At 56.9% G+C, this 13,003-nt stretch carries 8 protein-coding genes; 4 read left to right on the top strand and 4 right to left on the bottom strand.

All coding sequences use genetic code 11. The features are described 5' to 3' along the window. Positions 1–42: 42 nt before the first annotated feature. On the bottom strand, positions 43–3,978 hold the full coding sequence (gene purL / locus ACT3R4_RS01990; RefSeq protein ID WP_193056855.1) for a phosphoribosylformylglycinamidine synthase: 3,936 nt from the start codon (positions 3,976–3,978) through the stop codon (positions 43–45). A gap of 182 nt (positions 3,979–4,160) precedes the next feature. On the opposite strand from purL, the gene mltF reads away from it, so the two are divergent. Together mltF and fni are read left to right on the top strand one after the other, a co-directional pair. Continuing rightward, positions 4,161–5,627, top strand: a complete 1,467-nt coding sequence (gene mltF, locus ACT3R4_RS01985) for a membrane-bound lytic murein transglycosylase MltF (protein ID WP_193056854.1) — start codon at positions 4,161–4,163, stop codon at positions 5,625–5,627. 350 nt (positions 5,628–5,977) lie between these two features. Next, the gene (gene fni / locus ACT3R4_RS01980) at positions 5,978–7,021 is read left to right on the top strand and encodes a type 2 isopentenyl-diphosphate Delta-isomerase (RefSeq protein WP_193056853.1); all 1,044 of its coding nucleotides are present in this window, start codon (positions 5,978–5,980) and stop codon (positions 7,019–7,021) included. Between the two features lie 139 nt (positions 7,022–7,160). Here the strand turns inward: fni and tadA are convergent, their stop codons facing one another. Continuing rightward, positions 7,161–7,613, bottom strand: a complete 453-nt coding sequence (tadA, locus tag ACT3R4_RS01975) for a tRNA adenosine(34) deaminase TadA (RefSeq protein WP_318779695.1) — start codon at positions 7,611–7,613, stop codon at positions 7,161–7,163. Positions 7,614–7,720: 107 nt separating this feature from the next. On the opposite strand from tadA, the gene ACT3R4_RS01970 reads away from it, so the two are divergent. Beyond that, entirely contained in the window at positions 7,721–8,548 is an 828-nt protein-coding gene (locus ACT3R4_RS01970) for an acyl-CoA thioesterase (protein ID WP_193056852.1), read from the top strand. A gap of 106 nt (positions 8,549–8,654) precedes the next feature. On the opposite strand, the gene ACT3R4_RS01965 is transcribed toward ACT3R4_RS01970, so the two are convergent. Both ACT3R4_RS01965 and rpmE read right to left on the bottom strand, forming a co-directional pair. Beyond that, positions 8,655–9,926, bottom strand: a complete 1,272-nt coding sequence (locus ACT3R4_RS01965) for a malic enzyme-like NAD(P)-binding protein (protein ID WP_087105936.1) — start codon at positions 9,924–9,926, stop codon at positions 8,655–8,657. Between the two features lie 356 nt (positions 9,927–10,282). Further along, on the bottom strand, positions 10,283–10,498 hold the full coding sequence (gene rpmE, locus ACT3R4_RS01960; RefSeq protein WP_087105934.1) for a 50S ribosomal protein L31: 216 nt from the start codon (positions 10,496–10,498) through the stop codon (positions 10,283–10,285). 148 nt (positions 10,499–10,646) lie between these two features. Here rpmE and ACT3R4_RS01955 point away from each other — a divergent pair, with 148 nt between their 5' ends. Then, on the top strand, positions 10,647–12,866 hold the full coding sequence (locus ACT3R4_RS01955; RefSeq protein WP_441677252.1) for a primosomal protein N': 2,220 nt from the start codon (positions 10,647–10,649) through the stop codon (positions 12,864–12,866). The last annotated feature ends 137 nt before the right edge of the window (positions 12,867–13,003 follow it).

The following is a 13,003-nucleotide window of genomic DNA, read 5'->3' as shown; positions in this document are numbered from 1 at the left end:
GGCCGCCGTTATGTGTTACGCATGGCTTAACGGCGTGAGATATTAACCGACCCAAACACGCGCGTTGCGGAACATGCGCAGCCAGGCACCATCTTCTGTCCACTCTGCCGGACGCCAGGAGTTGGTTACCGCGCGGGTAACGCGCTCCGGATGAGGCATCATGATCGTGACGCGGCCATCGGTGGTGGTTAACCCGGTGATACCTGACGGCGAACCGTTAGGGTTAGCTGGATAGCGCGTGGTCACCTGCCCATAGTTATCAATGTAACGAAGCGCAATCTGATTGCTGGATTGCATGCTACGCAGGTGCGCAGTATCGCGGAACTCAGCACGCCCTTCCCCATGGGCCACCGCAATAGGCAACAGAGAACCTTCCATGCCGGCCAGTAGAACCGAGGGCGTTTTTTCAACGCGCAGCATGGCTACCCGCGCCTCAAACTGCTCGGACTCGTTACGCACAAAGCCTGGCCAGTTTTCAGCCCCTGGAATCAATGACTTCAACTGCGAAAGCATCTGGCATCCGTTACACACGCCCAGCGAGAAGCTGTCTTCGCGGGTAAAGAAGGCGGCAAACTGATCGCGTGCCCGCTCGTTAAACAGCACGGATTTCGCCCAACCACCACCAGCGCCTAACACATCGCCGTAAGAGAAACCGCCACAGGCAACGAGCCCTTTGAACTCATCAAGAGCAACACGGCCTTCCAGAATGTCACTCATGTGAACATCAATGGCTTCAAAGCCGGCTTTATCAAATGCCCAGCCCATCTCGACCTGGCCATTAACGCCCTGCTCACGCAGTACCGCAACAGCGGGCTTGGCCATATTGATAAACGGCGCGCTGACATCCTCGTTAATATCAAACGTGGGCGTCGCTGAAAGGCCTGGGTCACGCGTATCGAGCAGGTTGTCGAACTCGTTTTTAGCGCACTCGGGATTATCGCGAAGTGCCTGCAAGCGATAGCTGGTTTCAGACCAGGTACGCTGTGTCAGTTGGCGAGTGGTTTCCAGCAGCGGCTCTTCAAACAGAGTTACTCGCACCTGGTCGTCGTAACGCGGCCGGGCGATAACGCCACAGGTTTCAATACCCGCTACTGCAAATTGCGCTAACACCTCTTCGGTGTGTTCGCGGTTGACCTGAATCACCGCACCCAACTCTTCCGAGAACAGCGCATTAAGCGCCTCAACGGGCTCGTCGATCATCCAGTCGAGTTTGATCTCAAGGCCGGCGTGCGCCGCAAAGGCCATTTCCAACAGCGTGACCAACAAGCCGCCATCACTACGGTCATGGTACGCCAGCAGCTTACCGTCACGATTAAGCCCTTGGATCACCTCAAAGAAGGCTTTGATATCTTCTGGGTCGTCGACATCCGGGCAGGTATCGCCTACCTGACCATATACCTGCGCCAGCGCAGAGCCGCCCAAGCGGTTTTGACCGTTCCCCAGGTCGATCAGAATAAGATCCGACTCATCTTGATCCAGGTTGATCTGTGGCGTCAGGGTTGCCATCGCGTCAGTCACAGGCGCGAAGCCGGTAATCACCACCGACAGCGGTGATGTAACGCTTTTCTCTTCGCTATCCCCTTGGTCACTCACATCCTGCCAGGAGGTACGCATCGACATGGAGTCTTTGCCGACCGGCACCGCAATACCTAACGCCGGGCAAAGCTCCATCCCCACCGCGTGAACCGCATCATAAAGCGCCTGATTTTCGCCAGGGTGATCAGCGGCGCTCATCCAGTTAGCAGAAAGCTTGATATCGCTTAGCTTGGCAATGGGCGCTGCCGCGAGATTCGTAATCGCCTCGGCGACCGCCAGGCGTGCGCTGGCGGCGGGGTTAATCAAGGCAACCGGCGGACGTTCCCCCATCGCCATCGCTTCACCGGCATGGGTGTCATAACTGGCCGTTGTGACCGCTACATCTGCAACCGGCACCTGCCAAGGGCCGACCATTTGGTCACGCGCCACTTGGCCTGTAATTGAGCGATCGCCAATGGTAATCAAGAAGCTCTTGGAGGCCACGGCGGGCAGGCGTAGGACGCGATCAAGCGCCTCACGCAGGTCGAGATTATCCAGCATTACACCGGAAAGCTCTGGCGCATGGCGCTCAAAGCTGCGCTGCATTTTCGGCGCTTTACCGAACAGCACGCTCATGGGCAGGTCAATCGGCTTGCTGTTGAAGTGGCCATCGCGCACTTCAAGATGGTGGTCAGCCTGCGCTTCACCCACCACCGCATAGGGGCAACGCTCGCGCTTACACAGCGCATCAAACGTTGCTAGGTCCTCAGCCGCAACGGCCAGCACGTAGCGTTCCTGCGCTTCGTTACACCAGATTTCAAGCGGGCTCATACCCGGCTCAGCATTAGGCACCGCACGTAAATCGAACAGCCCACCCCGGTTGCCGTCTTTAACAAGCTCCGGCAGCGCGTTGGAAAGACCACCCGCCCCCACATCGTGGATAAAGCAGATCGGGTTTTTGTCCCCCATCGCCCAGCAGCGGTCAATCACTTCCTGAGCACGTCGCTCGATTTCCGGGTTTTCACGCTGTACAGAAGCAAAGTCCAGGTCGGCACTTGAGGTGCCAGAAGACATGCTGGAGGCCGCGCCGCCGCCCAGACCGATCAACATCGCTGGGCCACCCATCACAATCAGCTTACCGCCGACAGGAATATCGCCCTTTTGAACGTGCTGGGCGCGAATATTGCCGTAACCACCCGCCAGCATGATCGGCTTGTGGAAACCTCGACGCTCAATACCGCCCTCGTTGAGGGTGTCCTGCTCATAGGTACGGAAGTAACCGGTAAGGTTTGGGCGGCCAAACTCGTTATTAAACGCCGCGCCGCCAATCGGGCCTTCCAGCATGATGGCAAGGGCGGACTGCATACGCTCGGGCTTGCCATAATCAAACGCTTCCCAAGGCTGTACAAACTCGGGGATACGCAGGTTGGAAACGGTAAAACCGGAAAGGCCCGCTTTGGGCTTACCGCCGATACCGGTGGCACCTTCATCGCGAATCTCACCACCCGAGCCTGTCGCCGCACCGGGGAACGGTGCTATCGCGGTGGGATGGTTATGGGTTTCCACCTTCATCAGAATGTGAATCGGCTCCTGATGCGTCCCGTACAGCGCACGCTCTCCCTCAGCACCGGTCAGCGGCGTGGGATAAAAACGACCCGCCTGGCTGCCTTTGATAACGGCGGCGTTATCGCTATAGGCTGACAAGACGTTTTCAGGAGAGGTTGCAAAGGTGTTCTTGATCATCTTGAACAGCGAATGGGTTTGCGGCTCGCCGTCAATGATCCAGTCCGCGTTGAAGATTTTATGTCGGCAGTGCTCAGAGTTCGCCTGGGCGAACATCATCAGCTCAATGTCGGTGGGGTTGCGCTGAAGCTCGTTAAAGGCATCAACCAGGTAGTCGACTTCGTCATCGGCAAGCGCCAAACCCAACTCACGGTTAGCGGTTACCAGCGCATCGCGTCCGCTGTTTAAAATATCCACGCTACCCAGCGGTGCCGGGTCGTGGTGAGCAAATAGCGCCGCCGCTTCAGCCGCGTCATTAAGCACGGTTTCGGTCATTCGGTCGTGCAGCAGCGCCATCAGCGCAGTCAGGCTCTCTTCGCTGGGCGCACGGCTAAACCCTACCCGATAATCAACGCCACGCTCTATGCGGCGAATGCCCGACAGCCCACAGTTATGCGCAATATCCGTCGCTTTTGATGACCAGGGCGACTGGGTACCTAACCGCGGTACGACCAGAAAACGTTGAGCGTCGGCAGGTATCTCGGCATGGGTAGGGATGCCGTAATCCAACAGTTGCGCCAAACGCTCGAGAGAGGCATCACTGAGTTCTTCACGGTGGTCAATCAAATGAACATAGTGGGCAGACAGCGCCTCCACCTCGGGAACACGTTCACGCAGCACCGTTAGCAACCGTGTATGACGGAAGGTAGAAAGGGCGGGCGCGCCTCGCAATTCGAGCATATCCTGAAGCCTCTAGAGCAGGGAGAATTCGTGCAGGGAAATAGCAGGCCGCTAGGCGACCCCTTAAATGACACTTATTGAGCCCTATGATACTGGAAAGCGGCGGCCACACGAAATCAACAAGGTGACAGCATGGCGATGGCTGGGTATTGTGGCTGCTTGTTTCATGCCGACAAGACCTTATGCCGACATTGATTTATGCCCATTCTTTAGCGCACGCTCGCCTTTATTTAACCTTATTTATCATCATCTTATTGGTACTTGCGCCCACGCTTCCCAAGGTGCCACATGGTGAGCATTTAACGCATATCCAGGCAAAAGATTTTATCACGGCTCAAACGCGCAACACGCCCACGACCTACTACGAAGGCCGCCAGGGACCCACTGGGTTTGAGTATGAGCTGATGCATCAGTTTGCCGAGTATTTGGGAGTAAGCCTCAACCTCAACGCCAAGCATCATCCTGAAAGCGTATTGTCGGCCGTGCGTGAACAGGGCGATTTTGGCGCTGCCGCCCTACCCCTACTCCCTGACGCATCCGATGTGCACTACACCCGCCCCATCATTCAAATGCAACCACTGCTGGTGTACCGGCGCGGTTTACACGGCATAAAGGCACCCAGCGATCTGGTAGGCCTTGAGATTGGCACGCTAAGCCAGGCAGGTACCAGCGAAGCGCTGCGTGAGTTGCAGCGCGACTACGCTGACTTAAGCTGGAAAGAGTCTCACGAGCTGGATGTCGATGAACTGCTTGTCCAGGTCGAGAGCGGCGTGCTGGACGCAGCGGTTATTTTTGATCATCAGTTCCGGCTTAACCGACTCTTTTTCCCCAATGTAGAGCGCGGCTTTTTAATGGGCGACCCGCTTTCCATGGTATGGGCGCTTCCTCGCGGCCGCGGTTTAGGGCTGCTCGAAGCCGCCAATGACTTCCTGCAAACCCTTCAGGAAAATGGCACGCTCGACCACCTGGTTAACCGCTACTTTGGCCATGACGATTATTTAGAGTACGTGGGTACGCGCACCTTTTTAACGCACCTGGATGCACGTTTACCCCAGTTTGCCGACCTGTTTAAACAGGCGGCACGTGACACAGGTTTTGACTGGAAACTGCTGGCGGCAGTGGGTTATCAGGAATCCCACTGGGACGCGGAAGCGGTGTCACCCACCGGCGTGCGAGGCGTTATGATGCTCACCCACCCTACCGCCAGCGAAATGGGTGTGGATAACCGCCGAGACGCGGCGCAAAGCATTGATGGTGGCGCCCGCTACCTGCGCAGCCTAAAAGACCGCCTGCCTGAAAGCATTACCGGAGATGATCGTCTTTATATGGCCATGGCGGCCTACAATGTTGGCCTTGGTCACCTTTACGATGCACGTAAAATTACCGAAGAGCTCGGTGGGGACCCCAACCGTTGGCAAGATGTTCGCGAGGCGCTTCCCCTGTTACAGCAACAGGAGTGGCATAGCCAAACGCGCCACGGCTATGCGCGTGGTGGTGAGCCGGTCATTTATGTGCGCAATATCCGGCGCTACTATGAGATGCTTGAGTACGTTGAGCACAGCCGTCAGCAATTTTTCCAGTTAGGTCAAACCGCAACCGGCGGTTCTCTCCTACTGCCATTTGAGTTAATTCCGCCGTTGAATCAATAGCCTCACTACAGAGCCTTCCAGCTCGAGCCCACGTTGCCCTTCGTGGTTAAAGAAAATTTCTGGTGTTTGGATTACGCTTTTCAAATAGCAGGTAAAAACGTACTGGCGATTACAAGCGTTTATCCTGCGCCTGCGACCAGGGCATTGGTACTTTATGCCAACCTGGTTGGATAAGCAGTTGGCCATGTCTGGTTAAACCAATAGAAACGGGGTAGATAGATAAGAGTTGGTTACATCAAAAACCATTAATGACTTCGCCGGAAGGCATGCACAGCCATCAGCTAACCGACCACGTACTGTTTCCTACTTGGCAGGCGGCTTCCGCCAGATTCAGGTTCAAGGGAGTGACGATGAAAGACACCGAACTGACTCAGCGTAAGAACGACCATCTGGATATCGTGCTACACCCACGCCAGGCCGTCGGCACCCTTCGTCCAGGTTTTGAACACTGGCGCTTTGAGCATTGTGCGCTGCCGGAATTAAACCTGGATGATATTGATCTGGGGACTTACCTGTTCGGGCAACCTCTAAAAGCGCCCATCCTCATCAGTTCGATGACCGGCGGAGCGAGTCGAGCCAAGGATATCAACCGGCACTTGGCAGAGGCCGCTCAAACGCTGGGCCTTGCCATGGGCGTGGGTTCACAACGCGTGGCCATTGAAGGCGAAGCCAACTGGGGCCTCACGAGCGAACTGCGCCGAATTGCTCCCGACATCCCATTGCTGGCCAACCTGGGAGCCGCCCAAATTAAAGGCGAACGCGGGCTTGATTATGCCCGACGCGCGGTCGATATGATCGAAGCTAACGCACTCATTATTCATCTCAACCCGCTACAGGAAGCGCTACAAACAGGTGGAGATCGCGATTGGCGAGGCATACTCACCGCCATTGAGCGCACCGTTGCCAAACTGGAAGTGCCTGTGGTGGTCAAGGAAGTTGGGGCTGGGCTTTCTGTTTCTGTGGGTCGCCAACTTTCCGAAGCAGGCGTGGCGATGCTGGACGTTGCGGGTGCGGGTGGCACCAGTTGGGCGGCAGTTGAAGGCGAGCGCGCCAGCACACCTCAAGCGCGTGCCATCGCCATGGCCTTCGCCGATTGGGGAATCCCCACCTCACAAGCACTGCACGATTTGCGCCAGGCACTGCCCGGTATGCCGCTGATCGCTTCAGGCGGGGTGGCCAGCGGTATTGATGCGGCTAAAGCGCTCTGTTTAGGCGCTCATCTGGTAGGTCAGGCAGCGGCGGTGCTGAGCAGTGCCACCACCTCCAGCGATGCCGTTATCGAGCACTTTCAAACGCTCATTGAGCAGCTGCGCGTTGCCTGTTTTTGTACCGGCAGCGCTGACCTGGTCGCGTTAAAGCACGCGACGCTTACGCAGGCTGAGGCGGGGGCATGAGCCACTACGCAGTCATATCACCACTATGATACAACCACGCTAACGCACTCCAAGCCTTTGCTCTGCAACTCATTGTGCGTGGCCACCAGGTGACGTTTATCCCGCGGCTTCTTGACACGCCAGAGAGCTATAAAACACGCTAGCGCCTTGCCGCAAAAAACGCTTTTAATAACTTGCTGGCCGATGGCGCCAGCACGCCCGCCGTCACCTCCACATGGTGATTAAACCACGGTTGGGCCAGCAGGTTAGCCTTGGACTCCACCATACCGGTACGAGGCTCAGCAGCGCCATAAACCAAACGCTTTAGGCGTGCATGCACAATGGCCCCCGCGCACATCATGCACGGCTCCAACGTGACATACAGCGTACACCCTTCCAGCCGGTAGTTGGCTCTCTGCTGCCCGGCTTCACGCAGGGCACGAATTTCCGCATGGCCGCTAGGGTCACAGCTAAGCACTGGCGCATTGTGGGCAGCGGCAAGAATCTCTCCTTCGCTATTCACCACCACGGCCCCTACCGGCACTTCACCCGCCTCAGCCGCCAAATGCGCCTGTTCAAGGGCGCGGTGCATGTAAAATTCATCGCTGCGTATCAAGGCAAACTCCGCTAAGGTAGCAAAATGATGGTAGCAACGGCGGCCTCGCCGTATGTGATATCCGCCACTATGGGCAACAATAGATAGCACCAAGGATACCTGGAATGACCGACGCGCTGAATACGTTAGTAAACCTGCTTGAGCTTGAAGTCCTCGAAGAGACGCTCTTTCGAGGGCAAAGCCAAGACCTGGGCTTTCCTCAGCTTTATGGTGGACAGGTGCTTGGTCAAGCGCTCGCGGCGGCCTCACGTACGGTACCCGCTGAGCGTCACCCACACTCTCAACACGGTTACTTTCTTCGCCCTGGCGACCCGCATCGCCCAGTGGTCTATCAGGTGGATAACGTACGCGATGGCGGGAGCTTTACCACGCGCCGCGTTACGGCGATTCAAAAAGGCCGACCGATCTTCTTCTGTAGCGCGTCGTTTCACAGCCCTGAAGAAGGTTTTCATCACCAGCGCGCCATGCCCCATGTCGAGTCGCCGGAAGCCTTGATTGAGAGCGGCGCCGCCAAGCACTCACGTTTTCCGGGCCACCCTATCGAGTTTTTGCATATTAAAGGCAATCCAGATAGCGGCGACCCGGCTGGGCAATGTTTATGGTTTCGCTTTGCAGGCACGCTGCCTGATGCCCCCACCCTGCACCGGCACTTGCTCTCCTACGCCTCTGATTTCAATCTACTGACCACCAGCCTACTGCCCCACGGCATTCAGTTCACTGACCCAAAACTGCGTATCGCAAGCCTTGACCACGCGCTATGGCTCCATGAGGACGCACGGCTGGATGAGTGGCTTTTATACGTGATTGATTCCCCTTGGGCAGGCAACTCGCGAGGCCTGGCACGCGGTCATATCTATCGCCGTGATGGCCGCTTGATTGCCTCTACCGCCCAGGAAGGGCTAACACGCGTGCATGACGAGCCGATTCGCTAAGCTTCGTACAAAAGCCTTTAGAAACCGCTCCTTAAAAGCACAACGCCCGCAGCAAGTGCGGGCGTTGAAAGGAGCCATCAAACCGGCGTGTTAAACACCCGAAACATCACTGGCCATAAGCCTCATTGATCGTTTTGAGGGGGTAGTGAGCCGGGTACGGTTTGCGCGCCACGCCTGAATCTACTGCCGCCTGAGCCACTGCGGAAGAAACGCGCTCCAGCAAGCGAATATCGACCGGCGTGGGGATAATGTACTCACGACCAAAGCTCATTTCCGTACGCTCATAGGCATTCAACACTTCCTCGGGAACCGGCTCGCGGGCCAGATCCTTAAGTGCATGCACAGCGGCAAGCTTCATGGCTTCGTTAATCCGTGTAGCGCGCACATCCAACGCCCCACGGAAAATAAACGGGAAGCCCAACACGTTGTTTACCTGGTTAGGGAAGTCTGAACGGCCGGTCGCCATAATCACATCCGGGCGCGCTTCACGGGCAACGTCAGGATGAATTTCCGGGTCCGGGTTGGTGCAGGCGAAAATCACCGGGTCAGCGGCCATCTTTTTAACCTGCTCAGCCGACAGCAAGCCCGGGCCGGAAAGACCGATAAACACATCGGCGCCGTCGATAGCATCATCCAGAGTGCGCATTTCGGTATCCAGCGCAAACTCTGCCTTGTACTCATTGATACCATCACGGCCGGTATGGATAACGCCACGGCGATCCAGCATCACCAGGTTCTCTTTTTTGGCGCCACACGAAACCAGTAGGCGCATGCAGGCAATCGCTGCCGCACCGGCCCCCATGCAAACGATCTTCACGCTATCTATCGTTTTACCAGCGATTTCCAACGCGTTCAGCATACCCGCGGCCGTTACAATAGCCGTGCCGTGCTGGTCATCGTGAAAGACGGGGATATTGCAGCGCTCAACCAGCGCTTTTTCAATCTCAAAGCACTCGGGCGCTTTGATATCTTCAAGATTAATGCCGCCCCAAGTATCGGCAATGCGGGCAACGGTGTCGATAAACGCCTGCGGGCTTTCTGCGTCTACCTCAATATCTACCGAGTTGATCCCGGCAAAGCACTTGAACAGCACGCCCTTGCCTTCCATCACCGGCTTACTGGCCAGCGGGCCAAGATTCCCCAAGCCTAAAATGGCGCTGCCATCGGTAATAACGGCGACCAAATTACCCTTGCCCGTATAACGGTAAGCATTTTCAGGATCGCGGGCAATTTCGCGAACCGGCTCAGCAACGCCAGGGCTATATGCCAGTGCCAAGTCCCGGGCTGTTGCGGTGGGCTTGGTTAACTCCACCGATAGCTTGCCGGGAATCGGTTTCGCATGATAGTCCAGTGCTGCCTGCTTATTTGCATCCGTCATAATGAGGGTCCAATTAGCCTAAAGTAGATATAAGTGCTTCCAGAATATAGAAAAACTCAAGACGCCTCAAGCGCGTCGTCAACTCAAAAAGAAAACGCTTTTTTTAGCGATTTTTCCTTCACGTTAATTACTTTTCCCAACCATTTGCTGAATCTTATGCAGAAGCATTTTAGCTATAACGCATTGCTTATTGCTGTATCGCAGCATTTATGAAAAACCCTTCCATCTCGCCATTTGTTCATCCAAACAGGCATTTATAGAAATTCGCCCATAAAAAAACCCACGCCGTAGCGTGGGTTTTTCTTACAAGTACCTGGTATTTTACCCGCACTTGCAGTGTGGCTGATCCGTTAGGATTAGCCGCGCTTAACAGCAGCGCCGAAACGCTTGTTGAAGCGCTCTACACGGCCACCGGTGGTCGCTTGCTTCTGCTTACCTGTGTAGAACGGGTGGCAGTTGGAGCATACGTCTAGCGAGAAATCCTGGCCAGAAGTAGAGCCCACCTGGAAGCTAGCACCGCAAGAGCAATTAGCGGTGACCGTGTTGTAATTCGGGTGAATACCTTGTCTCATCGTGATGATCTCTCAAGCGGTATGCCGCCACCTGATCCGTTGCCAGGCACCGCATACGGGTTTGGAAAAACTACTAACCGGTTAACCGTCTGATCGTTTAGATTCAGAGCGGCCGCATATTTTAGCAAAACTTATCGCCGGAGGCCAATTGCCTGACACTGTTTCTTTGCAGGTGCTAAAAGTCGCCTTGCCGTCCCCACTCCGACGCCTGTTTGATTACCTGCCCGCCAGCCGCACTCCCCCTTGCGGCTGGCAGCCAGGGCTTCGTGTACGCGTACCTTTTGGGCGTCGCGAAGTGGTAGGCGTGGTAGCTGAACTGGCTGCCACCAGTGAACTACCACGCAGCCAGTTACGTGCTGTCAGCGAAGCGCTGGACGATGCGCCACTTCCCAATGACTGGCTGTGGCTATGCCGGTTTGCCGCACGCTACTACCAACACAGCCTGGGCGATACGCTCCACCATGCACTGCCTGCACGGCTGCGCCAAGGCCACCCGATGGCTGGGCGCACGCAAACGCTGTGGTTTGCCGTAACGCATACTCAGCCGGATTTAAGCCGAGCGCCCAAACAAGCCGAGCTGTATGCGCTTTTATGCCAACATCCGCACGGCCTGCCTTCGCGGGCCGTCAGCGCCCACGGCTTTAGCCGCGACCAGCTGCTAGCACTGGGCAAGAAGGGGCTGGTCACCCACCAGGAAATCACCCTGACCGCCCCCGAGACGCCGAGTGGCAGTTTGCTTGCCACACCGGCACTGCCGCTCAATCGTGAGCAGGCCACCGCCCTTGCGGCGCTACACGAAAAGCTTGAAAGCTACCACCCTTGCCTGCTTGAAGGCGTTACCGGCAGCGGCAAGACAGAAGTGTATCTTCAGCTGATTGAAGCGATTGCCGCCAAAGGCAAGCAGTCGCTGGTACTGGTGCCGGAAATCGGCCTGACGCCGCAAACCCTGGCGCGCTTTAGAAGCCGCTTTCGGGTGCCCGTAGTGGCACTCCACTCCGGCTTAACCGACCCCGAACGGCTGGACGTTTGGGAAGCCGCGGCAAACGGGCGGGCGCTGATTATCATCGGAACGCGCTCGGCGATCTTTACCCCGCTTGCCAACCCAGGCGCGATCATTGTCGATGAAGAGCACGACGGCTCTTACAAGCAGCACGACGGGCTGCGTTACCACGCCCGCGACTTGGCCGTTGCACGCGCTCATTATCACGGCATTCCACTACTGCTGGGCAGCGCCACGCCTTCGCTTGAGAGCCTACAGCAGGCGCTTTCCGGTAGTTATCGCCACCTGCGCCTTACTCAGCGGCCCAGCCGTCATCAGCCCGCCAAGCTGGAGCTTCTTGATTTACGCCACCAGCGCCGTCAAGGGGGCCTGCTACCGGGTGCTATTAAAGCGATCAAAAGCACCCTGAGTGCGGGCAAGCAGGTGCTGATTTTCATCAACCGGCGCGGCTTTGCGCCGACGCTTGCCTGCCACGCCTGCGGCTGGATGGCGGAATGCGGCCAGTGCGATTCACGCATGACGCTGCACCGCCAGCCGCCGTTACTTGCCTGCCACCACTGCGATAGTCGTCGTGCCCTGCCGGATGCCTGCCCCGAGTGCGGCAGCGGTGACTTACGCGCGCTGGGAAGCGGCACCGAGCGTACCGAAGAGACGCTCCAGGGCCTTTTCCCCAAGGTCACCGTGCACCGTATTGATCGCGACAGCACCCGCAAGAAAGACAGCTTTGAGCAGATTCTAAAAGAGATTCAGCGTGGCGAACCTTGCCTGCTGGTGGGTACGCAGATGCTTGCCAAGGGGCACCATCTTCCCCACGTCACGTTGGTGGTTGTGGTGAATGCTGACGGCGGTCTTTACGCCGCCGACTTCCGTGCCCTGGAGCATAGCGCGCAGCTGCTGGAACAAGTTGCCGGGCGCGCAGGACGTGCAGCCGACCAGGGGCGGGTACTGGTGCAAACACTGCATCCGGATGACCCTCACTTAGGGCTGCTGGCCGAACAGGGCTACGGAGCATTGGCGAGAAACTTGCTGGAAGAGCGCCGCCAGGCACACCTGCCGCCATTCACGTTTATGGCGCTACTAAGGATCGAAAGCCCCCAGGAACCGGCTGCCCTTGCCTTAGCGCAACAGGCGGGCCAGGCGCTGCGCGAGTGGCTGAAAACGTCAGGCCTTACCACTTACTGCTTGGGCCCCGTGCCTGCGCCCATGGAGCGACGTCAAAATCGCTACCACATGCACTTAATGCTGACCGCCAATAAACGCAGTCAATTGCACGTGGCGGCCAGTTGGCTGGTGCAATGGCTTGAGGCCAACCGCGAGGCGCGCAAGGTGCGCTGGTCGATTGATATCGACCCTCAAACGCTTGCCTAGTCTGCGTCGCGCCCGTTGAAATAGCCAGGATTGCCAAGGGCACTTATGCAAGGATCGCATCAACACCTTTGAAACTGCGCGCCAAATGCTGATAATGGCCGCTTTGCTGATGCACTTCGTAAGTGCGCACTTGCACA

It is taken from the genome of Halomonas sp. AOP7-E1-9 (genome assembly GCF_052376035.1).
Lineage (GTDB): Bacteria > Pseudomonadota > Gammaproteobacteria > Pseudomonadales > Halomonadaceae > Vreelandella > Vreelandella citrativorans.
Note: the sequence above shows the minus strand (reverse complement) of the source record. Positions and strands in the feature narration are given on the sequence as shown.